The sequence below is a fragment of the Vagococcus fessus genome (assembly GCF_003987565.1).
Lineage (GTDB): Bacteria > Bacillota > Bacilli > Lactobacillales > Vagococcaceae > Vagococcus_D > Vagococcus_D fessus.
Genome location: NZ_NGJY01000002.1, coordinates 346852 through 371796 on the forward strand (window position 1 = coordinate 346852; position 24945 = coordinate 371796).

Annotated in this window: 22 protein-coding genes and 1 tRNA gene; 5 read left to right on the plus strand and 18 right to left on the minus strand. The window is 36.7% G+C overall.

Features of this window, described 5'->3' with window-relative positions; translation table 11 throughout:
- Positions 1-142 precede the first annotated feature (142 nt).
- From CBF31_RS06000 to CBF31_RS06020, 5 genes are all read right to left on the minus strand, one after another.
- Positions 143-961 carry an ABC transporter permease gene (locus tag CBF31_RS06000; protein ID WP_126831483.1) on the minus strand — a complete coding sequence of 273 codons (819 nt, stop codon included), beginning with the start codon at positions 959-961 and terminating at the stop codon, positions 143-145.
- A gap of 50 nt (positions 962-1011) precedes the next feature.
- A complete protein-coding gene (locus CBF31_RS06005) occupies positions 1012-1743 on the minus strand; it encodes a WecB/TagA/CpsF family glycosyltransferase (protein ID WP_126831484.1) in 732 nt (243 codons plus the stop codon).
- A 13-nt stretch (positions 1744-1756) separates the two neighbouring features.
- Complete coding sequence (locus CBF31_RS06010; protein ID WP_126831485.1) at positions 1757-2911, minus strand: CDP-glycerol glycerophosphotransferase family protein; 1155 nt, start codon at positions 2909-2911, stop codon at positions 1757-1759.
- Complete coding sequence (locus CBF31_RS06015) at positions 2901-4013, minus strand: ABC transporter ATP-binding protein (protein ID WP_245977933.1); 1113 nt, start codon at positions 4011-4013, stop codon at positions 2901-2903. The genes CBF31_RS06010 and CBF31_RS06015 overlap by 11 nt, the downstream gene beginning before the upstream one ends.
- A 127-nt stretch (positions 4014-4140) precedes the next feature.
- A complete protein-coding gene (locus CBF31_RS06020; protein WP_170167888.1) occupies positions 4141-5508 on the minus strand; it encodes an LCP family protein in 1368 nt (455 codons plus the stop codon).
- Between the two features lie 164 nt (positions 5509-5672).
- Here CBF31_RS06020 and CBF31_RS06025 point away from each other — a divergent pair, with 164 nt between their 5' ends.
- Positions 5673-6812 (plus strand): MraY family glycosyltransferase, encoded by a 1140-nt coding sequence (locus CBF31_RS06025; RefSeq protein ID WP_126831487.1) that lies wholly within the window; start codon positions 5673-5675, stop codon positions 6810-6812.
- A gap of 6 nt (positions 6813-6818) precedes the next feature.
- Here CBF31_RS06025 and CBF31_RS06030 read toward each other — a convergent pair whose 3' ends face one another.
- The gene (locus CBF31_RS06030) at positions 6819-7757 is read right to left on the minus strand and encodes a YihY/virulence factor BrkB family protein (protein WP_126831488.1); all 939 of its coding nucleotides are present in this window, start codon (positions 7755-7757) and stop codon (positions 6819-6821) included.
- A 30-nt stretch (positions 7758-7787) separates the two neighbouring features.
- Positions 7788-8543: a type I methionyl aminopeptidase gene (map, locus tag CBF31_RS06035; protein ID WP_126831489.1), complete on the minus strand. Its 756-nt coding sequence runs from the start codon at positions 8541-8543 to the stop codon at positions 7788-7790.
- Between the two features lie 185 nt (positions 8544-8728).
- Here map and CBF31_RS06040 point away from each other — a divergent pair, with 185 nt between their 5' ends.
- On the plus strand, positions 8729-9172 hold the full coding sequence (locus CBF31_RS06040; RefSeq protein ID WP_126831490.1) for a flavodoxin: 444 nt from the start codon (positions 8729-8731) through the stop codon (positions 9170-9172).
- A gap of 33 nt (positions 9173-9205) precedes the next feature.
- On the opposite strand, the gene CBF31_RS06045 is transcribed toward CBF31_RS06040, so the two are convergent.
- Complete coding sequence (locus CBF31_RS06045; RefSeq protein WP_126831491.1) at positions 9206-9775, minus strand: TetR/AcrR family transcriptional regulator; 570 nt, start codon at positions 9773-9775, stop codon at positions 9206-9208.
- 218 nt (positions 9776-9993) lie between these two features.
- Between CBF31_RS06045 and CBF31_RS06050 the strand changes: the two genes are divergently transcribed.
- Entirely contained in the window at positions 9994-11232 is a 1239-nt protein-coding gene (locus CBF31_RS06050) for an aminopeptidase (protein WP_126831492.1), read from the plus strand.
- Between the two features lie 297 nt (positions 11233-11529).
- Here the strand turns inward: CBF31_RS06050 and CBF31_RS06055 are convergent.
- From CBF31_RS06055 to CBF31_RS06100, 10 genes are all read right to left on the minus strand, one after another.
- A tRNA-Arg gene (locus CBF31_RS06055) sits at positions 11530-11603 on the minus strand.
- A 96-nt stretch (positions 11604-11699) separates the two neighbouring features.
- Positions 11700-12965 (minus strand): PTS sugar transporter subunit IIC, encoded by a 1266-nt coding sequence (locus CBF31_RS06060; RefSeq protein ID WP_126831493.1) that lies wholly within the window; start codon positions 12963-12965, stop codon positions 11700-11702.
- Positions 12966-12984: 19 nt separating this feature from the next.
- On the minus strand, positions 12985-13302 hold the full coding sequence (locus CBF31_RS06065; RefSeq protein WP_126831922.1) for a PTS lactose/cellobiose transporter subunit IIA: 318 nt from the start codon (positions 13300-13302) through the stop codon (positions 12985-12987).
- A 48-nt stretch (positions 13303-13350) separates the two neighbouring features.
- Positions 13351-13671, minus strand: a complete 321-nt coding sequence (locus CBF31_RS06070; RefSeq protein WP_126831494.1) for a PTS sugar transporter subunit IIB — start codon at positions 13669-13671, stop codon at positions 13351-13353.
- 149 nt (positions 13672-13820) lie between these two features.
- Entirely contained in the window at positions 13821-16514 is a 2694-nt protein-coding gene (locus CBF31_RS06075; protein ID WP_126831495.1) for a sigma-54-dependent transcriptional regulator, read from the minus strand.
- Between the two features lie 20 nt (positions 16515-16534).
- Positions 16535-17875 (minus strand): DEAD/DEAH box helicase, encoded by a 1341-nt coding sequence (locus CBF31_RS06080; RefSeq protein ID WP_126831496.1) that lies wholly within the window; start codon positions 17873-17875, stop codon positions 16535-16537.
- A gap of 44 nt (positions 17876-17919) precedes the next feature.
- Complete coding sequence (locus CBF31_RS06085) at positions 17920-18921, minus strand: Gfo/Idh/MocA family protein (protein WP_126831497.1); 1002 nt, start codon at positions 18919-18921, stop codon at positions 17920-17922.
- An 18-nt stretch (positions 18922-18939) separates the two neighbouring features.
- Complete coding sequence (gene sfsA, locus CBF31_RS06090; RefSeq protein ID WP_126831498.1) at positions 18940-19671, minus strand: DNA/RNA nuclease SfsA; 732 nt, start codon at positions 19669-19671, stop codon at positions 18940-18942.
- A 113-nt stretch (positions 19672-19784) separates the two neighbouring features.
- Positions 19785-20990 carry an NAD(P)/FAD-dependent oxidoreductase gene (locus tag CBF31_RS06095; protein WP_126831499.1) on the minus strand — a complete coding sequence of 402 codons (1206 nt, stop codon included), beginning with the start codon at positions 20988-20990 and terminating at the stop codon, positions 19785-19787.
- A gap of 162 nt (positions 20991-21152) precedes the next feature.
- Positions 21153-22325, minus strand: coding sequence for an MFS transporter (locus CBF31_RS06100; RefSeq protein ID WP_126831500.1), 1173 nt, complete (start codon positions 22323-22325; stop codon positions 21153-21155).
- 318 nt (positions 22326-22643) lie between these two features.
- Here CBF31_RS06100 and CBF31_RS06105 point away from each other — a divergent pair, with 318 nt between their 5' ends.
- Positions 22644-23675 carry a serine hydrolase domain-containing protein gene (locus CBF31_RS06105; RefSeq protein ID WP_126831501.1) on the plus strand — a complete coding sequence of 344 codons (1032 nt, stop codon included), beginning with the start codon at positions 22644-22646 and terminating at the stop codon, positions 23673-23675.
- Between the two features lie 40 nt (positions 23676-23715).
- Positions 23716-24690 carry a mannose-6-phosphate isomerase, class I gene (gene manA / locus CBF31_RS06110; RefSeq protein WP_126831502.1) on the plus strand — a complete coding sequence of 325 codons (975 nt, stop codon included), beginning with the start codon at positions 23716-23718 and terminating at the stop codon, positions 24688-24690.
- Positions 24691-24945 lie beyond the last annotated feature (255 nt).

Below are 24945 nucleotides of genomic sequence, written 5' to 3' on the forward strand. Positions count from 1 at the left end.
CAGAATAAGCCACGATACTTTACATTCTACCATATTAATGGATTTTTTTTTTACATTTAAACAATTCTTTTAATTTATTTTATTAAATAGTCTTTTTTTTCAAAAAAAAAAATAATACCTCTTACAGTATTATTTTTTTAACTTAAATAAAGTCCACAAAACGAGCTCTGAACTTCATATGTAAGTGCGAACCTAAAGTTAATAGGACACCTACAATTAACCAGAAAAATAAAGTTTGCGTTCCTTTTTCCCAGAACCACTCTTTAGATAAAAACGAATCTCTAAATCCGTTAATAATATAGTAGATGGGATTAAGTTGTAAGATACGAATTAATAAATCTTTACCTGCAAACTGCGCAGCTGTTTCGATATTCCAGATTGGCCCTGATAGGTAGAAAAGTAAGCGTAAGATCGACTGTAACATTATATGATAATCACGAACCAAGACACTGATCGTCGCATTCAATATACCGAATGAAAAAAGGAAAGCGATCATACAGATAAAATAATAAATGTACTGTAACCAATAAATCGTTGGTGTAACACCACCTGCTAACATTGAGATAAGCAAGAGCACCATCATCGCACGGTAGCTTACAAAATTACTCGTAATATTAACTGATGGCAAGATACTTACCGGAAACTTCATTTTGGACACTAGTCCCACTTGACGGTAAATACTATTTGAAGCACCTAAGATTGAGCTGCTAATAAAGAACCAAGCGATTATTCCGATAATCATCCAAATGATAAACGGCACACCATCTACTTTTTTCCCTTGATTAACACCTAATCCGAAGACTAGATAGTAAATCCCAATCTGAATGGCTGGATTTAAAAACTGCCACACTAACCCTAAGTAATGACTTTGATACGTTGCTTTTTCTTCGTATTTAGAGATTCGACGGATAATTCCGACGTTTTCTAGTTGTTCTTTTAAAACTAATTTTACATCATTCATAATGTCAAACTCCTTTAAGACTTCACTCGCTTATTTTGTCTTCATCATTTCTATTTTACGTTTGCTTTATGCCATTTTTTAGCCTGAAACATAAAAAGTGGTAATTCTGCTATTCTATATAACCGTTTAGGACTACTTAGTGAGCGGTATAGCCACTCCAGTCGGCATTTTATAAAGAAATCGGGTGCTCGCTTTACATGACCACTTATCACATCAAAGCTGCCTCCCACATCTTGAAAGACCGTCGCATCACATTTTTCATAGTGTTCTGCTAGCCATTGCTCTTGCCTTGGAAATCCTAATGCTACGAAAACAAATGTCGGCTTCACTTTGCTTATCTCGGCTGCTACTTGCTTACCTGATAGTGTCGTATAACCATCGATAGATCCTGCAATCTTAATATTCGGGTAATCACTCGTGATGGCTTTAACCGTATCGTCTAACACTTCTGGTTTCGCACCGTACAAAAAGATCGACTCCTTTGTATCATTAGCAAAAGCTAATAAGCGGTACATCAAATCAATTCCCGTTACCCGCTCTTTTATCTTGCCACCTTGTTGTTTTGAGGCTTTGACAATCCCTATACCGTCTGCAATACCATAAGTCGCATGGTTAGCTAACGCAACAATCTCAGGATACTTATGAGCATGCAGGGCAATTTGGGGATTAATACTTAGATAAAGTGTTTTGTCCTCCTGTTGCAAACGCCCTGGCAATTCAGCGATAATCTCATCTAAGGTCGCAACTGTAACTGGTAGACCTAGTATGACTTCCTTTTCCATGTTAGTCATCCCTTCATTTCGTTTTCATAAAATCAATTAAACGTTCACTGGCTTGTCCATCATTATATTCTTGCCAGCTTGCCCCATAATCAGCAGCTAAAACCCCTTCAGACTCTTCTAGTTTTTGTTGTAACAGGTCTATATTCTGGACTAACGCAGCACTTGCTTCTTCCACAAATCCTGGCTGAAGGCCTACTTGCTGCTCATAGATTTCTAAGTCCGGACAGTAAAAGACAAGGCGTCCTTCTGGCTTAATCAAGCTATAGTCAAAAAGGACCGATGAGTAGTCCGTAATCAAAATGTCTACATTATAGAGTAACTCTTCTAACGTTAGACCTCTAAGATCAAAATTAAGCGGTCCGTCAGTTCGATACTCTGCCATATGAGGATGCAAATGTCCGAATCCAAGCATTCCCTCGGGTAAACTTAGTTGATTAAGCATCGTTTCTATCTCACTGGTTTCATATGGACGATAAGTCGGGACATATAGTACCACGCGTTCCTCTTGTACATCAGGAAATGCACGACGAAATTTTTCTTGTGCTTGGACGTTACGTCCCTCTTCAAAATAATAATCTGTTCGAGGGTACCCTGTTTTAAGCACCTTCGTTTCGGCAATCTGATAACTCTCTTGGAAGACGTTTCCCATCTTATCCGACCCCACAACGTAATAATCACAGGCCTCGTAGACCGCTTGAAATCGCTTATGATCCGCTTTCGTCCGACTAGCTGTTGCTTTATCTTGCCAGCCAAATGTTTTAATCGCACCATTGGCATGCCAGATTTGAAAAACAGTCGTCTCATCTGATAGTTCTAACGCTCCCATAAAGGCAAAGTAATTATCACAGATAATATAGCGGGCGTTACTAATCCTAGCAATACACTCTTTAAAAAAAGAAGAGGGCTCATCTAAGTTGTAACATGCAAGCCCCATATTTCGGTAGACTTCTACCTCATTTTCACAGGCCTTGGTGTAATAGACTGTCACAGTACCTAATTCTTTTTCTTGAGACAGTCGCTCTATCAGACCGCGATCATTTCCTGGAAAACTAAGTAAGTACGCGACACCCTGACATCTATCTTGCTGTTTCGCTCTTTTTGACTTTAGTTTAACCAAAGTCATATAGGCCGATTTAGCCCATTGGTTCAGTTGCTCTTTAACCTTCATGGCCTTTACCTTTAACTGGTACTTTTTTTACATTTTTCTTTTGTACAATCGGCTTCCCAGTTTTAGGATCAAGTTGTTTTATCGGAACCGGCTTTTCAAATAAGACTGTCGGTTGTTTCATTACTGTAGTCAGGGCACGGCCATTAATATTGACCGCTCCTAAAAAGACAAGCGCTAGTATTGCCACACCTAACATCAGCTTTGTAAAGCCTGTCATTTTCCCAATTGGAGGACCTTTTAGCACTTCTGGGTCTTTATTTTTTTCTTTAGCATCCGCTGCTAACTTTTCTTCATTGAAAGCTGTCTGTTGATTCTTGTAACCATCTTGATAAGCTTTTTTTTCTTTTGGTGACTGTTTTCTAAACCATGCAGTAAAATCTTTATATTCTTTAACAACTTCTGCTGTTTCACCAAACATTTTCACTTCACCGTAATGCATCCATAAGACACGTGTACATAGTTTTTCGATTTGAGTTAACGAATGACTGACAAAGAAGATGGTCTTACCTTCTGATTTAAATTGTTCAATACGCTCGACACATTTTTGATAGAACGTATCATCTCCAACCGATAAGGCCTCATCAATAATTAAAATATCTGGGTTGTTATGGACCGCAATTGCAAAGCCCAAACGTGACTTCATCCCACTTGAATAATTTTTTACAGGCTGGTCAATAAACGCACCCAAATCAGCAAAGGCAATAATATCATCTAAAATAACATCAATTTGCTCATTCGTTAGTCCTGTCATCAAACATTTTAAGCGAATATTTTCTAAACCGGTTAGTTGTCCTTTTAACCCTGCACCGATAGCAATAATAGAGGTCTCACCGTTAATTTCAAGAACACCACTCGTTTGTGGGATAATACCAGCTAATATATTGGACAAGGTCGATTTCCCTGATCCGTTAATCCCGATTAAACCGATAGCCTCTCCAGAATACACCTCAAGGTCAACACCTTTAAGTGCCCAAAAATGAGGGATATCTTTTTGTGAAAACTTGAAAAGGGCCTTCACTTTATCCGACTTTTTCTTATATAAGTCATATTCTTTTGTGATCATTTCCATCCGAACTTTAACTTGTCTATTTTCTTGAGTCAAACTTAACGCCACCTTACTCTAATTGTTTTAGAACACCTTTTTTTATCAGTGGTTCTTAAAATATCTTTTTATACTTATAAAATAATAATAGGGATAATTAAGAAACAATTATCCCTGATACCTAACATTAATCATCTATTATGGCCATGCCATCTTCAGGGAATGTGTCTAGTGCCACAACTCCATTTGATTCCAACTTAAAGCCTTCCACATCTCTTTCATCTGGCTCATCTAATCCTAAATTATAACGCATACGATGGCTAATATAATCTAAGCTATCTTGGTGAAGCCCTACCATACTCTCACCATAATAAGTATAACTCATCCAAGAGAAAACATAAGAATCAAAATCATAACTATGTGTAAGACCTGATTGAGCCACAGCTAACATCGTCGGCATCGTCATATCCGTCCAAAAATGGCCTCTTAACGCCTTAATCACATCTTGGAATTTAGTAATTGAACCTAATCCCATTGCTTTTTTCAATAAAGCTTGCATAACTTCTTGCTGACGACTGCCTCGCTTAACATCATCATCAGCTTTACGTGTTCTAGCAAAAGCTAAGGCTTCTTCACCATTTAAAACATGACGTCCTTTCTTCAGTTTCACTTTGAACTTCCCTTTAGCATTTTGCTCTGTGTAATCATAAGGGACGTCTACCTCAACGCCATCAAACGCATCAATAATCTGCTCGAACGCTTGGAAGTCAATCGTCACATAATGATTAATCGGAACATTCATCAGATTTTCTACGGCATCAACAGTTGCTTCGATATCTCCGTAAGCATAGGCTGCATTAATCTTTCCTTTACCTGTATACTTTTCTGAATTAATCTGAGTATAGGTATCACGAGGGATGCTTACCTGACTAATTTTTCCATTTTTAGGGCTAACTGTTACAAGTAACATGGCATCCGTTCGTGTTGCTTCTAAATTACGCTCGTCATTGTTATCTATCCCAAGTACTAAAATAGAAATGGGATCCTTGAGTGGATCAATATTATCATTAATTGTGGTATTTCTATTCAACGGTTTATACGAATCATTGAGAAAGCCATTGACCGTGGTAAAAACGTTAGCACTGTAAGCAATTATACCCAACAGTAACACGAGAAACCCAATAATCAAGATCCGATTTCTTTTCTTCCTCTTTTCTAACGTCGTTGCCTTCGTAATTTCTTTGCGTTTTACACCCTTGAGTTGATAATCTTTGATGGCCTCTTCTAATATAGCATCCGTATCGTCAACGTCTGGCTCCGATTCACCGGTCGCTACTTCTAATTTCTCGCGCATCTCATCAAAAATGGCCCCATCTACTAAATCATCTTCTAATAATATCGTTCGTAGATCTTCTGTTTTTCCAGGTTTTATCTTCTCTACTTCTTCTTTCGAAGTGTCTTTTTTTATTGCGTCATCTTTTACTGTTTCATCTGGTTGTTTCGTATTAACTTGTTTCGTTTCACTTGACTCTTTAATTTTATTTTTATCAGTCATTTGTGTCATCCTTCTTAATTAATATCCAAATTATTATACCATATCTTTTATGACAAACCTAGTCGGCTAATATGTCTTAAACTTTCCATAATATATTATTTAAGTTGGCAGTTATTCTCTTGTACTGTATAATAGATTGGAATACTGAAAGTGGGTTTATAACTATGAATTTTATTGTAAGTTTAGTACTACGGCTACTTCTTGTTGCTGCTATTGCTTACCTAATAACTCCAATCGGTCGACGTTTTTCACTTTTTATTAAGGCTGTTGATTATCCAAACGCTCGTCGATTAAATAAAAAGCCAATGCCATCAGCTGGTGGGTTAACTATTTATGTGACCTTCATTATTACGACACTTTTCATTTTTCCCGATGTCATTCCTAGAGCTTATGCTTTAAAAATCATCCTAGCTAGTGGAATTGTCGTTCTAACAGGTGTTTTAGACGATATTTTTGAGTTATCACCTAAACAAAAGTTATTAGGTATCGCTTTAGGCGCATTAGCGGCCTATTATATTGCTGATATCCGAATGAATACCGTCAGTCTTTTCTCCTTCTTTGATATCAATTTAGGCTTTCTAAGTTTGCCTTTAACGTTGATTTGGATTATTGCTTTAACAAATGCGATCAACCTTATCGATGGTTTAGATGGTCTTGCTTCTGGCGTGTCGATTATCGCACTGATGTCCATGGGGATTGTTGGGTATATTTCGGTAGCTAGTTATGGTGTGATTATCCAAGTCCCTATCATGATATTTATATTGGTAGCTTGTACGGTCGGATTTTTACCATTTAACTTCTATCCCGCGAAAATCTATCTCGGTGATACCGGCGCACTGTTTTTAGGCTTCATGATAGCGATTCTTTCATTACAAGGGTTAAAGAATACTACTGTTATTTCATTAATCACGCCACTCATTATTTTAGGTGTGCCAATTACAGATACTCTTTTCGCAATCATCCGTCGCTTGCTTAATAAGCAGCCCATTTCATCTGCAGATAAAATGCACTTGCATCACCGTTTACTCTCGATTGGTTTCACACATCGAGGTGCTGTCCTAATGATTTATGCGCTAGCATTTATCTTCTCATTCATCGCTATCCTGTATAGCTTTAGTGATATGTGGGCCAACATTATTATGACTATCGCACTGTTATTCGGACTTGAACTTTTCGTTGAACTAATCGGCTTAACCGGTACAGAACGTCAACCTCTGATGAATACATTGAAGTTTATTGGAAATCGAGCTTATCGTAACGAACGATTAGAAAAACGTAAGAAAAAAAATAAGCATTCTAAGTAAGTTTAATTACTCAGAATGCTTATTTTTTATGGTATATTTTTTACCTTGACGTGCTATTTTTCTTAACGGAACATTTAAACTACTGTTTCGTGTTTCAATCGACCCGCTGATAAATTCTTCAAAGACTGCATTGATCAACCCGCCTAAAATAATAACGGTTGCCGCAAAATCAAGCCACAACATAAAGACAACAAACCCACCAATCAACCCATAACTCGTAAACCCTTTTGAAAAATAATGTGTATATAATCCAAAAAATTGAGTTAAAATCATCCAGCCTACCGATGCAAAAATAGCTCCTGGTAATATCGAACGTAGCCTCACTTTAGCATTCGGTAAAAATGCATAAATAACACACATCGTTACAAATAAAACCAATAACGTAACAGGCCATTTTAACGTTTGGAAGATATCTACTATTGATATAGGTAAGTTTAAAATGGGTAAAATATAGTCTAATATTCGCTGACCAAAACTAAACAACAGAGCAACAACTATAACAGAAAGTAAGAATAAGAAAATCGCTCCAAATGAAAATAAACGCGTTAAAATCATATTGGCCCGACGTTCAACTCCGTATACTTTATTAAGAGTAATTTGAAGTGCATTGATACTTCGGCTACTCGCCCATAAAGTTGCTATCGCCGATACAGATAAGACACCACCATTTGAAACACTTAATAACGTACGAATGGTTCCTTCCAACATAGTAAAGATACTTTCTGGAACCATCGCAGATATATAAGGAAGAACCATTTCAGGATCAAGATTTAGAAAAGGCAGAATATTACCTATTGCTATCGTTAATGGAAATAAAGATAACAATAGATAATACGCAATCGCAGCAGCTGAAAGACCCACTTCTGCTCCTTTAAAACGCTCTTGTATGGTTCCTATTAATTTTCGATACGTTTGATTATTTAGTATTCTTTCAACTGACTTCATAAGACTCCTTTAATAACGTTTTGACGTCTATTATTGGTCTCCTTGAGAGGTTAAAATTTGAGGACCTTCTTTAGTAATCGCTAACGTATGCTCATATTGACAACTTAATCCACCATCTAAAGTACGGGCAGTCCAACCGTTGTCATCCATTTTCATTTTCCAAGTACCGGTATTAACCATCGGTTCAATCGTGATAACCATACCTTCTTTTAGGCGTAATCCTTTACCCGCTTCACCGTAGTGAGGAACCATTGGTGCTTCATGAATCGTTGGCCCAATACCATGTCCGATAAAGTCACGGACAACACTTAAGTTTTCTGATTCAACATAAGTTTGGATAGCATGTCCGATATCACCAATACGGTTACCAACTTGCGCTTGTTCAATCCCTAAGTATAATGCTTTTTTAGTCACTTCCATTAATTTATCAAGTTCTGGATTAGACTCTCCAACAACGTATGTCCAACATGAATCTGACATTGCGCCATTAAGATCGATACACATATCTACTTTGATTAAATCGCCATCTTTTAGTTTTTCTTTACGAGGAAAACCATGACAAATTTCATCGTTAATACTGCAACATGTCGCATACTCATAGCCTTCAAATCCGATTTGAGCAGGAATCCCGCCGTGGTCCACAATATACTTGTGAACAAATTTTTCGATATCCCAACTCGTAATACCCGGTTTGATAAATGTTCTTAATTGACGGTGAACATCTGCTAAAAGTTCTCCTGATTTATCCATTGCTTCTATTTCTCTTGCTGATTTTAATGTAATCATATTTTCTCATCCCTTCTCAATCGTCACGTTTTCTCTTTATGAATCGTAACTTTGCACTCTATATTTTATCACAATGTCCGACACTAGCCAAATAACTGCGGTTACTATTTTTTTGTTTCAATAATCTTGTTTTCTGTTATAATTTTAAGTAGTATTTAAAGTTTTATAGCGAAAGGATGAATAGTATGGCATTAGCTAAAATAGTTTACGCAAGTTTAACGGGTAATACAGAAGAAATCGCTGATATCGTTGCTGAAGCGTTAGAAAATCTAGATATCGAAGTGGAACAAGAAGAGTGTTCTCAAGTAGATGCTTCTGATTTTTCAGATGCTGATATTTGTATTATTGCAACTTATACATATGGAGACGGCGAATTACCAGATGAAATCGTCGATTTTTATGAAGAATTACAAGAAGTTGATTTAAAAGGTAAGATTTACGGAGTAGTTGGATCAGGTGATACTTTCTACGACCTATTCTGCCAATCAGTTGATGATTTCGAAGCTGCTTTCGAAAAAACTGGTGCAACAAAAGGTGCAACAGCAGTCAAAGTTGACCTTGCTGCTGAAGAAGATGATATCGTTAAGTTAGAAGCTTTCGCTAAAGAAATCGCTGCTAAATTAGGATAATAACAAAAAAACGCCATTAGGCGTTTTTTTATTTTATAGTAAAACTTTTTCACCTGGTTCTGCCAATCGATTGTCTACGATCGCTTCTAAAAGAGAAACTACTTTGTCATTGTCGAGATTGCTTGAACCGTTAAGCCTCATTGTAGCTACTCCCATAGTAAGTAACAGCGTACTTGAAAATAAGGTTTCTTTCATCTCACTGCTCACCTCTCTGTATTTTTGAGAGTCATCAATGTGTGACAATACTATTTTTCGACAAAATCGTTTTAAATCTTCTCCAATTTTATCTTCTCTTAAAAACAAAGCTTTAAATATCTTGCCTTCATTTTTAGCAAAATTCAAAATTTTAAGATTTGCAGCAATCAAAGGGTCAGTATGCTCAACAGCTATTTCATCAATACGTTTGATTATCTTTTCAAATTGTCCTAATACAGCAACATGCAACTCATCCATATTTTTAAATTCTAAATAAATAGGCTGAGTCGAACAATTTAATTTATGGGCTATCTTGCGCGAAGAAAATCCTTTTGGTCCTTTGGTTATCAGTTGCATGAATCCCGCCTCAATAATATCTGATCGTGTCACCATTTTTTTTCTAGGCATTTTCTTTTCCTTTCTTTTGATAATTCCTAACCCCAACACTTCTCTTATTTCTGTTATTGTATCATTCAATTGTTCGTCTTAAAACCTTGATACAACAGACTTTTTACTTTTTTTTAGACTATTTCATAACATTAAAATATAAATAGTATTTAATTAGTGATTTCAAATTATATATGGTATTATAGTTTTTAACTAATCGATATTCAGGAGGAATAAATATGACTAATACTTTGTTTCAAGAAAACTTAGAATCTTATGCAAAACTAATTGTAAAAACAGGTGTAAACGTTCAAAAAAGCCACTCGGTTGTTTTACTAATTGATGTCGAACAAGTTGACCTTGCTCGTTTAATCGTCAAAGAAGCTTACGCTAATGGCGCAAAAAATGTAATGGTTCAATGGCGCGATGATGTTGTCCAAAAAGAGTTTTTCTTACATGCAGATGAGTCATTATTAACAGATATTCCCGATTATAAAGTTGCAGAAATGGATGCTTGGGTTGCCGCTGGCGCTAGCCGTATTAGTGTTGTTTCTCAAAATCCAGATGCCTTAGCTGGTACTGATCCAGAACGTGTTGCGACTTATCAAGCTGCTTCTGGTAAAGCTATGGGTGCTTTACGCAAAGCTTCTCAAGCAAATAAAATCAGCTGGACTGTTGTTGCTGCTGCTGGACGTGACTGGGCAGCTAAGGTATTCCCAGATTTAGCGACCAACGATGAGCAAGTCGAAGCTTTATGGAATGCAATCTTCAAAGCGACTCGCATAGACCAAGAAGACCCTATTAAAGCATGGGAAGAACATGATGCTTTATTAAATAAAAAAGCTGCTGAATTAAATGCTGAACAATTTGATTCACTACACTATACAGCTCCTGGAACTGATTTAGTTATCGGTTTACCTAAAAACCATAGCTGGGAAGGTGCTGGAAGCTTTAACGTTCGCGGGGAAAAATTCATGGCAAACATGCCAACTGAAGAAGTCTTCACTGCTCCTGACCGCAATCGTGTTGATGGGACAGTGGTTAGTACTAAACCTTTAAGTTACGCTGGTACAACTATTACTGGTATGTCATTCACATTTAAAGATGGTGCGGTTGTTGACTGCTCCGCTGAGCAAGGCGAAGATGTTCTTAAGAAATTAGTAGCGACTGACGAAGGTTCTAAACGTTTAGGTGAAGTTGCTCTTGTTCCAGACCCTTCTCCTATTTCTCAATCAGGCATCACATTCTACAATACTTTATTTGATGAGAATGCTTCAAATCATGTGGCCCTTGGCTCTGCTTATGCCTTTAACTTACAAGGTGGAACTGAAATGAGTGAAGATGAATTACTTGAAGCCGGTCTTAACCGTAGTACAACCCACGTTGACTTTATGATTGGATCAGACAAGATGACTATCGATGGCATTCGTGCTGACGGTTCTCGTGTCCCATTATTCAGAAATGGTGACTGGGCTTAAAAATAGGTATCAAAAAAGAAGCGACTCTAACGAATCGCTTCTTTTTTTTGTATGTAAGACACCATTAGTCTCACCTTTTCCTCGGGTTCTAATGGTTGCTTCTTTGTAACTTCAGATACTCTTTCTGGATTTTTTCCTGAGAGTATCTTCCAGTTCCTTTGAAGCAGGTCACCATTAGTCTCACCTTTTCTCGGGTTCTAAAATCTGCTCTTTAAAACTTCAGCCAGTCCTTTTTGCTCTTTGGCATAGAACTGGCTTCCAGTTTTTTGGAGCATAGCGATTTTAGTCTCACCTTTACGTTTCTGACTGGAATCGAACCAGCGGCCTATCGCTTAGGAGGCGATTGCTCTATCCTACTGAGCTACAGAAACATCAACATGCTTATTTTCTCACTTATTATTTTGATTGTCTAGGGATTTGATTAAAAAAAGAAGCCAAATGAATCTGGCTTCTTTTACTAATTAGTATTAAACTGCTTCTTTTTTCATTTCTTGAATTGTTGCCATTTTGATAAATGGAACATAGATAATTACTGAAATAACTAAGTTTACTGCTGATAATACTCCACCTGATAGGCTATTTGTAGCTAAGATACCGCCAATTACTGGTGGTGTTACCCATGGTGGCATTCCTGTAGCTGCTGGGACTAGACCCATTGATGTTGCAAAGTAAGCTACTGTTACTAAAATCATTGGTGTTACGATGTACGGAATGAATAAGATTGGATTCAGTACGATTGGTAAACCAAATGTAAGTGGCTCATTGATGTTGAATAAACTTGGAGCAGCTCCTAATTTACCTACAACTGAGAATTGTTTATGTTTTTTACCAACTAAGAAAATTGCAATAACTAAACCTAAAGTAGCACCTGTACCACCTAAGTTTACGAATGCATCAAAGAATGGTTTGTTAACGATATATGGTAATTCTTTACCTGCTTCTAGCGCTTTGATATTCGCTTCAATAGAAGGCGCATTGATAGATTGCATTAAAGGCTCTAACATGTTGGCACCGTGTAAACCGAAGAACCATAAGAATGGTGTTAAGAATGCTAATAATAAAGCTGATGGATAAGAGCTAGATAATTTCATGAATGGTTCTTGTACTGCTGCGTAGAATGATGCTACTACGTCCATAATACCGAATGCCATGAAGAATGTATTAATTAAACCGAATAAAGAAATAGTAATCATTGCTGGCATTAAAGCTGCAAATGAGTTTGCTACTGCTGGCGGAACACCATCAGGCATTTTGATAACTAATTTATCATTTCCTGCTAATTTACAGAATAATTCAGCTGAGATTAACCCAACGATAAGTGCAATAAATAATCCATTTGAAGACATACCTGTAGCCCCACCAAAAGCGAAGAACGCTCCTAATGATGTTGTACCAGCTGAGATACCATTTTTGCCATATGAGTTAGCTAAGTTATAAGCTACTAAGAAAGCAATTAATACTGAAAGTATTGCAAATGTACCATTCCATACGTTTCCACCAAACTTAGTCCAGATGTAAACACCATCTTCAACTTGTTTTGAGAAAATTGAGTTCATAAAGTTTTGAACTGCTGGAATAGGTAAGTTGTTAATTAATACTGCGAAAGCCCCTAAAATCATTAAAGGCATCGTAACTACGAATGAATCTCTGATTGCTACCAAGTGACGTTGTGCTCCAATTTTTGAAGCTACTGGGATGAATTTTGCATCCATAAAGGCAATAAATTTGTCCATCTCATCTTCCCCCTAAAAATTATTTTTCATCAATCTTTTTGTGTAAGTCGATTAATTCTTTAGCTATATCTGTAAAAGCAATAGCTGTCATCAAGTGATCTTGGCTGTGAACTGTTAATAACGTCACTGTCATATGATCACCTTGTGCTTCTTTAGTTAAAAGTCCTGTTTGAGCATGATGCGCTTCTACTAATGACGCTTCTGCACTTTTAATTTTTTCAGCTGCTTCATCGAAGTTTCCTTCTTTTGCTGCTTGAATCGCTTCCATTGCATCGCTTTTTGCATTACCTGCATTAACGATAAGTCCCATGATTGATTCTAAGTTTGCTTCATCCATTTGTTTTCCTCTTTTCATACTCATAAATTAATTTGATCTCCTTATTACTTATTCACCAATTAAAGTTAACGCTTGTTTTAATACATTTTCACCGTTCATCATACCGTAATCTTTCATATCGATTACTGCTGAAGGGATGTTCATTGGTGCTAATTTTTCTTCGAATTGTTTTTGCATAAAACGAACTTGAGGGCCTAATAATAAAACGTTAACATCTTTATTCGCTAGATGTGAATCTGCATCTGATGCTGATACTGCGAAGATATCTGATTCAATTCCTTGAGCTTCTGCTGCCGCTTCCATTTTTGTTACTAATAAACTAGTGCTCATTCCTGCTGAACATACTAACATAATTGTTTTCTTTGACATATCTATCGTCTCCCTTATTTGTATTTTACACTTATATATAAAGCAAAAACCGTGCCAACTTTTATTGGCACGGTTTTTGTTGATATAACACGCTTTTTGAACATACAATATAACGTTTACACAAAAGATTATATCCTTACACACTACAATTAGTGTGTATCTACGAAATTTTGATCGATTTTGTTCTCAATCATCATTTGTGTTAAATAAGCCACTTCACTCTCTGGTAATTCAACATTATATTGCTTTTCAAGTGGCATTAGATTAGAACGGACTGTCTTCATCTCCATACGATGACTTGCTTTAAACTCATCAATCTCTTTGAATTGTCTAGCTGCCTGCCCATTATTAAGTGCTTCTACTAAGAAAGCCAAATGTATCAGCACACCCGCATCAACGCCAGGTTCGACCACAATTTGTAAATCAGTCTGCATCTGATGAACAATCTTTTGTAACATCATCAATAGCACTGATACTGATGGGACACTCTTGATAGTTCCTTCCAAAGAAGATACCATCTGTTCCATCGGAACTTCGTCTGCTACAATTCGTTTAAACACGTTTAGTTTTTCATTACTAAAGATATCAAATGCTGAGAAGAATGGGATGTTTTGATAATCTATCTCTACCGTCCCTACAATCGCTAATATCTCATACTGCTCAATCAGTTCATCGATATGCTTTTTGAATGACTCTTTTTCTAAAAATTGTAATTGGATAATCTCAATCACTTCAGTGTTGACTACTGGTAAAACTCGCTCATACAGTTTTTTAGAGACACCTTCACCTGTAAAGCAAGTCACGATAACTGCCTTATCTAATTTACGCTTCGGTTTGAATTGATTTCTCACAATACTTTCTAGTGATAGTTGGATATTTTGGTAGATGTCTTTTAAACTTCTGCCGATACTAGCAGTCCTCACTGCTTCTAGAACAATCATCGTACTAACCATAGAAATAGCTTTTGTTCTAACACCTGTTTCTTCATAGATCATATCTCCAAAAGTGTTAAGCGAGCCCATATCAGTTAAAAGCAGCATACCACTTTCCATCTCATCACGATTATCCATAACATATGTTTTAAGTTCGTCATACATCTCTTGCACTTCCATCGTAAGTGGCATATTAAACGCCTTACCTGTATCTGTTCCTAACAATTCTTGAACTGCTTCTAGCATACTACTCGCTGTTGATTTTCCATGCATCAAAACAACTACGGAAACTTTACTTTCAGCCTTTTCTACTTTTTCGCTGATATCAAGCGATAAGAACATTGTGATAAATCCTATTTCATCAAACGGTATTTCGATTTGATATTCTTCTTCTATTAAAGAGGAAATATCTAGTGCAACTTGAAATTCTTTTTTATAATTGATTCTGATTTCATTAAGATTCGGGTGAACAATACTTCTATTCTTTTCAATTCGTTCTAATGTCCCTTGTAGATGAAGTGCAAAAGTAAAACGCGCTTTCTGATTATAACTTCTATCTAAACGCTCTTCGGCTAAGTCATATACTTTATTTGTTAAGTCCCACATTTTATCCGAAATCAATTCTCTATGAACATCACTTCTCGTCAATTCATCAACGTAGGTTTCAAAATATTTATCTACGTCTGTCTCAATCAACTCAGCTAAGTCCGTATTTTCTAAATCTACTGATGTCATACTAGATACGCGCTCTTCTATTTCGTTATATACTGACATGTCTCTAGCTGGATCAAGCGACCATACCACTTCTTTCATGCCTGGATCAAATGTTAAGTACTGATTATTTTTATCGACAAATCGCTCTACCTTTTCAGGGGCTTCTTTGACTTTAAGTAGTCCTTTTTGAACATGTAGCGGTAGTTCTTGCTGATTAATTTGAAGATAGTCTTTCTGATTGGTACGACTATATAGAAAAGCTTTTGCACAAACAAGTTTCAAGTCACGCTTCACTTGTCCTATATTACCTTCTGCATAATAGAGCATGTAGGCTAAAATCGCATCACGTTCGACTATGATTCGACGATTCAGACGATTCGCTTCTTCTTTAATAAAACGTGTCACAATTTCATAACGCTCATCAATTGTACGCTCAGTTAAAGATGGTAAGGTAATCGACATCGGAATACGACGATTAAAAGTACTTAAAAAGGCACTTGAAGACTCGGTCGTCGCGCCGATAATCTGGACGCTGGCTTCATGACTCTTACTACTCTCACCTAACGGACGGTAGACCCCTTTATCAATAAAGGTAAAAAGCATCTCTTGACCTTCTGGTGGCAAGCGGTGAATCTCGTCTAAGAATAAGATGCCGCCATTTGCTTTAGACATTAACCCCTCACGGTCCTCTGTCGCACCCGTGTAAGCCCCTTTTTTCACACCAAAAATATGCGCAAAAAGAAGTTGCGGATTTTGAGCATAGTCAGCACAATTAAACGAAATAAACGGTGCTGTTTTAGGAAGAGTTTCAGAGCTAATTGCAAAACGGTACATACATTCTGCAAAAAGTGATTTCCCTGTCCCTGTCTGTCCAAAAATAGTAGTATGTAAGCCTCTAGGTGGGTAAAGAATCGCCGCTTTCGCTTGCTGAATCACAACTTTCAACGATTCTTCTGCTCCAACTAAGCTATCAAAACTCACTTCAAACGACTCTTCTTCTATTTCTTCAGCTGTCGAAATAGAAAATATGATAGGGCGGCCGGTTGAACGTGCCACTCGTCCTTCTTTTGATAATTCATTTAAATAACGACTGACATTTGTTCGGTCCAGCTCCATTAAGTCGGCTACAGCTGCTGCTGTTAAGCCTGTTGGATTTTCCTCCAAGACTGCCATTATCTGTTCTTTTCTATTCGACATCTTCCCCACCCTTTAGTTCATTATTTCTCGGACTTTTTACGAGCCCCTTTATTCTTATCATTCTTTTTATTTTTAGTCTTAGTCTTGGTTTTCTTCTTAGCCGATTTCTTTTCAGCTGGTGTTTTGATTTTTTTGTAACGTTTCACTTCGCCATCGCCTTTAGGCTTTCTAGCTGGTTTATCTGATGTTCCTGACTCACCATCAGTTCCATTCGTTTCGTCCTCTGTTACAATACGTTTTTCTTGTGTCACGATTTGACTACTGTGAACGGTCTTCTCTGATAATGGCCATTCTTTTTGCTTCGCAATTTTCTTTAGATCGCGAATAGAATAATCATCAACAAGTGACAAGATATGCCCATCATGTCCCATACGACCTGTACGTCCTGAACGGTGAACATAACTTTCTAATGTATAAGGCACGTCATAATGAATAACATACGGCAGGGCATCAAAGTCTAACCCACGTGCCGCAATATCTGTTGTTAACAGTAAGTTTAATTTATTATCAGCAAAAGCTGATAACGCTAAACGACGTTCCATTTTATTTTGATCTGATGCTAACGTTGCATTTGCTACACCTAAGAATTCTAATTTTTCTGACACAAAGCCCATCTCTTGTACTTCGTTAAAGAAGACAATTGCTTTAAAGCCTTTGATATGTGACAGTTTACGTAAAACTTCAACACGTTTTCTTGGCGGTGTCACGATATAACCATGTTCAACTGTTCCAGCTGATTGGTCTTCATCCGTTACGTCTAAAATAGTCATTTCACGTTTATTTAGCTCGCCTAATTTCTCTTCAATTGCTACAGCCGTCGCTGATACACAGACTAGTTGTGCGTCACGGTCTAATGATTTTAAGATAGTTGCTGAGGCATTTAATTCACTTGTTTCAATCAATTGATCCACTTCATCCAAAACTAGTGTTTTTAGCAAATGAGCTTTCACTTTTTTACCTTTGATTAATTCAATCACACGACCAGGTGTCCCTACTAGGACTTCTGGTTTTGTTTTTAGTTTTTCAATTTGGCGTTTAACGTTAGCTCCACCTACAAGTGCTTGAGAGTTTAGGCCTAATAAATCAGCCCACTCTTTTGTCACACTCGCCACTTGAACAGCTAATTCTTGAGAAGGCAGTAATATAAGCAATTGATTGCCTGCGCCTTTTTCAATCGTTTGTAGTAATGGTAATAAATACGCTAATGTTTTTCCTGATCCTGTTGGAGATACTCCTACTAAGTTTTCCCCTGCTAACAACGGTTCATACCCTTTATCTTGGATCGGTGAAGCTGATGTAAATCCTAATTTTCCCCACTGTGCTTGCCACACTTCTGGTAATTTTTCTACTAATGTCGTCACTCTTTTTCCCTCATATTCTTTATCAGTTTCTAAACTAATTGATTTTATTTTTTATCGGCTTTAAAGTAAATGCCTTCTTGTTTACGTAATGTTTCCATGATGTCATGAACGGTTAATGCAACCTCACACCAATTACTATAATTTTCTTTTGAGGTTTCTGATGTTGGGTTATTAATAACACTTGCAAAGTCTACTGCTTCTTCAATCATTGGATTGTCTAAACTTGTACATGAAACTTTTTCCACATTACCTTTTTGATCAATAACAGAAATATCATCGATGCTATTAATCGCATTTAAACTAATCGTTTGAGTTGGTGTGTAGATTTCTGTTGGCAAGAAACTATTGCCAATCTTACCTGTCATCATATTAACGTCAAAGTTCTCATAACGTAAAACCATTGTACCGATCCCATCAACACCTGTTCTAATTTTTCTAGCAAAGTAATGAACTGATTCGGGTTTACCAAACCACGCCACTGAAGCATACAAAACGTATACTCCTAAATCCATTAACGCTCCACCTGAAAAATCAAGTGAGAAGATATTAGGCTCTTCACCAGCAAGAACAGCATCATAACGTGATGAGTATTTCATAAAGCTAATATTCGCCCCAATCACATCATCCTCACAGTTACTTAATAACTCTGATACTTTTTTAAAGCTGTCTTCATGAATATTACGAGCTGCTTCAAAAATAAAGCGATCATTTTCACTGGCTACGGCTAATAGGTGTTGCCACTCAGCTAATGTTGATACAGCTGGTTTTTCAACAATAACATGTTTACCCGCTTCTAAACTCGCTTTTGCTTGTTCAAAGTGCAAGCTATTTGGTGAGGCAATATATACCACATCGATTCCCTCAGCCTGATAAAACTCATCCAAGCTATCCGTTACACCCTCGCACGAAAAATCAGCTGCAAATGACTGAGCTGTTTCTAATTTTCTAGAATAAACCAATGCTAAGCGGTACTCTTTTGATGCTTCTGCCGCTTCGATAAATTGTTTTGTAATCCAATTTGTGCCAATAATTCCTAAATTCAACATAGCTATTCTCTCCTCTATTTAAACCAGCGCTTCAACAAAATCATGTGCTAAATCCACTGGTATACTTTCTTTTAGTTCGATTGTTTCTGGTGTGACTTTACAATTGTATGCTAAAACTTCAAGTCCTTTTCCCTGACCTTCTTCAATCGCTTGTTGCAATTTCGGTTGACGCTCTTCGTGAATCGTTGCTAACTCAACCTCTTCTAACTGAATAATAAATAACACCGCAGTTAGGTAGCCTTCCGCTCTAGCTGTACTTAATTCAGTCACATGCTTTAGAGCTCTTTCACTTGGTGCATCTGGAAAAGCAGCTTTTTTATTGTGTTCTAAGGTCATCCCTTTTACTTCAACAAAGGCTTTCTCATCTTGGTCAGTCGTTACACAAATATCAAACCTCGATGCTCCGTATGTTACTTCACGTCTAACTTCAGTGATATTCCCTTTTAAAAATGGCAAGATAATCTCACCAGACTGGATTCCTTCTGCTGCCAGTTGATTGGGAACTTGACTGTCGATGTTAATCCACTTGCCTTTTTTCTCAACAGCTACTAAGTCATAATCAGTCTTTCGTGTCGGCGATGCTTGATAGCTAAGAGATACATTTACTCCTGGAATTAACAATTCTTTACAACGTCCTGTATTTTTCACATGGACACGAACTTCTTCTCCAGACTCCAGTAAACATCTTGCTATAAAACGATTATCTCGATTAATTAATGTTGCCACTTGAATATTCGGATAACAGACCATCTTAACGCCTCCACTTCTAACTATGTCTATTTATTATACACTATTTAGGAGGTTGATTGCTAAAATAAAAAACCCTGAATCTAAAGAGATTCAAGGTTTTAAAAGTTAAATTCTTAGTGGTAGAAATCAAAACGACCTTTTTTAAGTAAAACAGAAGGTGTTCCTGTTTGTAATAATGATTTGTCTACAATTCCTTTTTTCATAACAGAGGCAATATAGCCTTTGAAATCTTTGTTCATTGTATGACCGATACCATCATTGTTACCTAATGATGCAACAGTACCTGCTGATTTGAATTCAAATAAATTTGGTTCTGTTCCAGAAAATTTATTTGCCATTGCTTCAACAACGTAGTCTGCTTGAACTAGAGCAATTTGAGCTGTAGTTGGGTAAGGACGGCCTGACGCTTCATCCATAACCGCACTAACGTCACCAATCATGAAGACGTTTGGTTGACCTTTAACTGTTAAGTCTGGTTCTACCATTACGCGACCACGACGTTCTTCAAAGCCTGATGCTCCGACAACGCTGCTTCCACGTACACCTGTAGTCCAGATGATTGTGCTTGCTTCGATTTCTTTTAATTCGCCATCTTGTTCGTAAACAACTGATGATTCTTTGATTTCTTTAATTGGTGTTCCTACGATAAATTCAACACCACGTTTTTCTAATACGTCGATACCGTATGATGCTAATTTTTCTGAGAACATTGGTAATAATTTTGGCATTGCTTCGATACATGTTACTTTCACTTTATCCATTGGGAAATCAAATTTATCCGCTAATTTTGGTAAACGGTTTGAGATTTCGCCTAAATACTCGATACTTGTGAAACCAGCACCACAAACTACAATGCTTAAATCTTTAGGGTCTTTTGATACTTTGTAGTTTTGTAAGTTTTTATCTAATTGTGCTTTAGCCGCTTCAGCTGTCTTGATATCAACTAATGGCCATCCGAATTCGTCAACACCTGGGATACCAAATGATTCTGATTCGAAACCTAAGGCAACCACTAAGTAATCATAGCTTACTTTTTCGCCTTCTTTTAATGACACTTCTTGCGCTTCATGATTAATCGTTGTCACTTCATCTTGAATAAAGTTAACTTTTGATTCATCAATAACATCTTTGATTTCAAAGCTAATTTTTTTAGCTGGCTCAGTACCTGCTGCAACTTCGTGTAATTGAGTCGCTTCATAGTGATATGAGTTTTTGTTGATTAATGTGATTTCAGCATCTAGACCTTTTTTTTGTAAGCCTTTTACTGTTCTAAGACCTGCGTATCCTGCCCCTAAGACAACAATTTTCTTTTTAGTCATGTTTTTTATTCCTCCGTTTTTTATCACACTCGCACATTCCGTGCTAATTGTAATTATTCTCATCTCTAATTAAACCATTTTTTTCGCCAAATAGGAAATTATCTGTTTGTAAATCTAATTAATTTTTTAGAAATAAAAAAACACGCCAAGGCGTGTTTTGAATTAATTTGTTTTTACTTTTGCTTTGCTATTCCAAATCATCGTTAACATGAAGGTGATCGTCAAAATAACAACCACAACATAGTACGGATAATGTGAATTAACATCTAATAATGTCCCAGACAAAATAGGACCTACGATATTCCCCACACTTGTAAGTGCAGAGTTGACTCCACTAACAGAACCTTGATTTTCACCAGCGTGTTTGGATAAGAAGGTCGTAATAGCAGGTCTAATCAAATCAAAGGCTAAGAAGATAACGAATGTACTAGTCAAGACACCCCAATACCCTTTTGCAAAGACAATCGCTAGCACGAAAACAGCACTAACGGCTAGACATAAACGAATCAGACCAATTTCACCTATCTTACGAACAATGGCATCAAAGAAAACAATTTGAACGATCAAGGCAAGAACACCACTGACTGTAATAACCACCGCGATATCTCTTACTGAGAAACCATAGTTGATATCCACATAGATACTATAAATAGACTCAAATGCTGCTAACCCAAATGCATTAATCAAAATAATGAAGAATGGGAATGTTAAAGCTGGCATTAAAATAACTTCTTTTAAGCTCGTTTTCGGACCATCTTCTGTCACTGTTTCAATACGTTTCGGTTCTTTAAGCATTACCAATGCAAACAAAAATCCTACTAATCCTAAAATACCCGCTACATAAAACGGTAAACGCATAGAGATATCACCTAAGAAACCACCAATTCCAGGTCCAATAATAAATCCTCCACTAATCGCTCCTGATACCCAGCCCATTGCTTTTGGTCGTTCTTCTAATGTTGTAATATCTGCCACAAAAGCCATGACTGAAGGGAAAATTAAAGCCGCACTAAGGCCACCTAAAATCCTTGAAACATATAATGCTGGAACTGTTGTCCCCATACCAAAAAGAAATTCTGATAATGAGAAAATAACCATACCTATAACAATCATCCGTTTACGACCAAATAAATCTGATAAACGTCCTGCTACTGGTGAACAGATTAATTGTGACATCGCATAGGCTGCGGTTAAATAACCCATTGTTTGCCCACTTAAATGCATCTCGCTTTTAAATGTTGGCATTACTGGTATAACTAACCCAATCCCTACGAATACTAAGAAGAGATTACCAATAACAATCAACATCATTTTTTGTGTTTCTTTATTTTTCATATTTTCCTCCAATCTGATACCTATAGCGGCCTATTTCATTACTTTTACCTATATTTTCAACTTAAAAATATTTAGAAAAAGGGCCCTCATATGCACGAGGGTCCTTTGATATAATCGCTAGGGTTATCACCTGTTTTTCCTAATACTATCACATGAAATTTGTGTCGGCAATATGCAATCTGACGAATTTTTTCATAACAATTTTTAAGTCGGATTCCTAAACGAAGGTTGTGTCACCTTTCACTAAAAAATCATGCTTTTATACTGAGTTTTTTGCTATACTTAAACAAGAAACCTATGTCTGAAAGGAGCTAACTTATGTATCCTAATACAACACAAACCATTCTTTCCCAATTAAAGTCTGGTATATTCCCAGGTGCTAATTTTGCCTTTGTTGAAGGTAACACGATTGAGACACATTCTTATGGTCATGCCTCACTTTTACCGAATCGTGAAACAATGTTAGACACGACTCTCTTTGATGTCGCATCCCTTACAAAAGTAATCGGTACAAACAGTGTTATTTTAAAATTAATCGAAACCGAACAGCTTGATATTGATTTGCCAATCACTTTTTATTTACCTGCTTTTCACGATAAGAAGGTAACGAGTCGTCACTTGCTCACCCACACCTCTGATATCAATCCTTTTATAAAAGATCGTGACACTTTAAACAAAGAAGAGTTACGAGCAGCGCTTCTTCTTTTAAAATCAGGGCCTAATATCGGATCAAAAGTAGCCTACACCGATACTGGAACGCTCTTACTTGGCTTTTTAATTGAAAAATTATATAACAAACCCGTGCAACACGTTATAGAGGAAGACGTTTTACGTCCTCTTCGGCTTAATAAAAGTACTTTTAAACCTGACCTGTCCGATTCTATCGCCGCTACAGAAAATCATCCTAAACGAGGTGTTATTCGTGGCGCTGTCCACGATCCTAAAGCTTTTGTTTTAGGTGAAAATTGCGGAAGTGCTGGTTTATTCTCTACGTTAGAAGATTGTCTTACTTTTTGTCAAATGATACTTAGTCGTGGCAATCTTTCTGATGGTTCGACCTATTTAAAAGAAGAAACCATCACCTCTTTATTACAAGATTGGACTCCTAGTGGGACATTAAACCGTTCCTTAGGTTGGGATTTAAAAACGACTGTCGATTCAAAACGACCTCTACTTTTCCATACCGGTTATACCGGTACTTTTTTACTTATTGATCCCAAAGAAAAAAGTGCGTTTATCTTTTTATCAAATCGGGTTCATCCTGTTGATAATAGAGCGAACTATATAGAGAAAAGAGATCACATATTAGAGGAATATTTAAACGAGAAGGCCACACTAACAAAAATCTGATATAATAATTAAGATATTATTACTAAGGAGGACTTTATTTATGGAACAACCATTATTTTTAACACCTGTATTACAAGAAAAAATCTGGGGTGGTGAAAAATTAAACACCGTTTTCGGTTACGATTTACCAAGTGACAAAACAGGCGAATGTTGGGCAGTAAGTGCTCATCCAAATGGGACATGTACTGTTGAAAACGGCCCTTATAAAGGCCAACGTTTAGACACACTTTGGGCAGAACACCGTGAATTATTTGGTAATGCTAAAGGCGATGTCTTCCCACTTCTTACTAAAATTTTAGATGCTGCAGATGATTTATCTGTACAAGTTCATCCAGATGATGCGTATGGTATGAAACATGAAGGCGAATTAGGAAAAACTGAATGCTGGTATGTTATTGCCGCTGATGAAGGTGCAGAAATCATTTATGGCCACCATGCTAAATCTAAAGAAGAATTAGAAACGATGATTGAAGAAGGGCGTTGGGATGACCTATTACGTCGTGTCAAAGTAAAAGCTGGTGATTTCTTCCATGTACCAAGTGGAACTATCCATGCTATCGGTGCTGGCATTATGATTTTAGAAACACAACAAAGTAGCGATACAACTTATCGTGTTTATGACTATGATCGTAAAGGTGATGATGGTAAACCGAGAGAATTACACATTCAACAATCAGTTGATGTGACAACTATTCCTCATATTGATCCTACCCTTGCTATTAAAGAAACAGCTTTCGGAGAATCTAGTGTGACAGAATATGTTAAAACACCATTCTTCAACGTTTACGAATGGAAAATTTCAGGAATTCTAGACTTCACACAAAATTCACTTTATACAATCGTGAGCGTCATTGAAGGCTCTGGTAATATCGTTATTATTGACGAAGAATCAAAAGAAGAAGAAAACTATTCTATCAAAAAAGGAACGCATTTCATCTTACCAAACACTATTAAAAACTGGCGTGTTGAAGGTGAACTACAAATCATCGCTTCAGAACCTGGTGAAGAAGCTTAATTAGCTCTAAAACTATACTGTTATTCAAACACTTGGTTATCTTTTTACAGATAATCAAGTGTTTTTATTATTCAGAAATCATTAAGAAAAAAAGCCTTTTATCTTCTTTTTTAACTAAAAAAATGCTAAACTTGTTCGCTTTACCTGTTCTTTAAACACACTTTAAACAAACAAACGTCATTTGATTGAAGAAAAATAGTTACACTTAATTGGTATCATACATTTGTGATAAGTATTCTATTAACAAAAGGAGGT

Bases quoted from the DNA above. Each gene is read 5' to 3' on its own strand.
- CBF31_RS06000 (WP_126831483.1), bottom strand. From the start codon at position 961: ATGAATGATGTAAAATTAGTTTTAAAAGAACAACTAGAAAACGTCGGA.
- CBF31_RS06005 (WP_126831484.1), bottom strand. From the start codon at position 1,743: ATGGAAAAGGAAGTCATACTAGGTCTACCAGTTACAGTTGCGACCTTA.
- CBF31_RS06010 (WP_126831485.1), bottom strand. From the start codon at position 2,911: ATGAAGGTTAAAGAGCAACTGAACCAATGGGCTAAATCGGCCTATATG.
- CBF31_RS06020 (WP_170167888.1), bottom strand. From the start codon at position 5,508: ATGACTGATAAAAATAAAATTAAAGAGTCAAGTGAAACGAAACAAGTT.
- CBF31_RS06025 (WP_126831487.1), top strand. From the start codon at position 5,673: ATGAATTTTATTGTAAGTTTAGTACTACGGCTACTTCTTGTTGCTGCT.
- CBF31_RS06030 (WP_126831488.1), bottom strand. From the start codon at position 7,757: ATGAAGTCAGTTGAAAGAATACTAAATAATCAAACGTATCGAAAATTA.
- map (WP_126831489.1), bottom strand. From the start codon at position 8,543: ATGATTACATTAAAATCAGCAAGAGAAATAGAAGCAATGGATAAATCA.
- CBF31_RS06040 (WP_126831490.1), top strand. From the start codon at position 8,729: ATGGCATTAGCTAAAATAGTTTACGCAAGTTTAACGGGTAATACAGAA.
- CBF31_RS06045 (WP_126831491.1), bottom strand. From the start codon at position 9,775: ATGCCTAGAAAAAAAATGGTGACACGATCAGATATTATTGAGGCGGGA.
- CBF31_RS06050 (WP_126831492.1), top strand. From the start codon at position 9,994: ATGACTAATACTTTGTTTCAAGAAAACTTAGAATCTTATGCAAAACTA.
- CBF31_RS06060 (WP_126831493.1), bottom strand. From the start codon at position 12,965: ATGGACAAATTTATTGCCTTTATGGATGCAAAATTCATCCCAGTAGCT.
- CBF31_RS06065 (WP_126831922.1), bottom strand. From the start codon at position 13,302: ATGGATGAAGCAAACTTAGAATCAATCATGGGACTTATCGTTAATGCA.
- CBF31_RS06070 (WP_126831494.1), bottom strand. From the start codon at position 13,671: ATGTCAAAGAAAACAATTATGTTAGTATGTTCAGCAGGAATGAGCACT.
- CBF31_RS06075 (WP_126831495.1), bottom strand. From the start codon at position 16,514: ATGTCGAATAGAAAAGAACAGATAATGGCAGTCTTGGAGGAAAATCCA.
- CBF31_RS06085 (WP_126831497.1), bottom strand. From the start codon at position 18,921: ATGTTGAATTTAGGAATTATTGGCACAAATTGGATTACAAAACAATTT.
- sfsA (WP_126831498.1), bottom strand. From the start codon at position 19,671: ATGGTCTGTTATCCGAATATTCAAGTGGCAACATTAATTAATCGAGAT.
- CBF31_RS06095 (WP_126831499.1), bottom strand. From the start codon at position 20,990: ATGACTAAAAAGAAAATTGTTGTCTTAGGGGCAGGATACGCAGGTCTT.
- CBF31_RS06100 (WP_126831500.1), bottom strand. From the start codon at position 22,325: ATGAAAAATAAAGAAACACAAAAAATGATGTTGATTGTTATTGGTAAT.
- CBF31_RS06105 (WP_126831501.1), top strand. From the start codon at position 22,644: ATGTATCCTAATACAACACAAACCATTCTTTCCCAATTAAAGTCTGGT.
- manA (WP_126831502.1), top strand. From the start codon at position 23,716: ATGGAACAACCATTATTTTTAACACCTGTATTACAAGAAAAAATCTGG.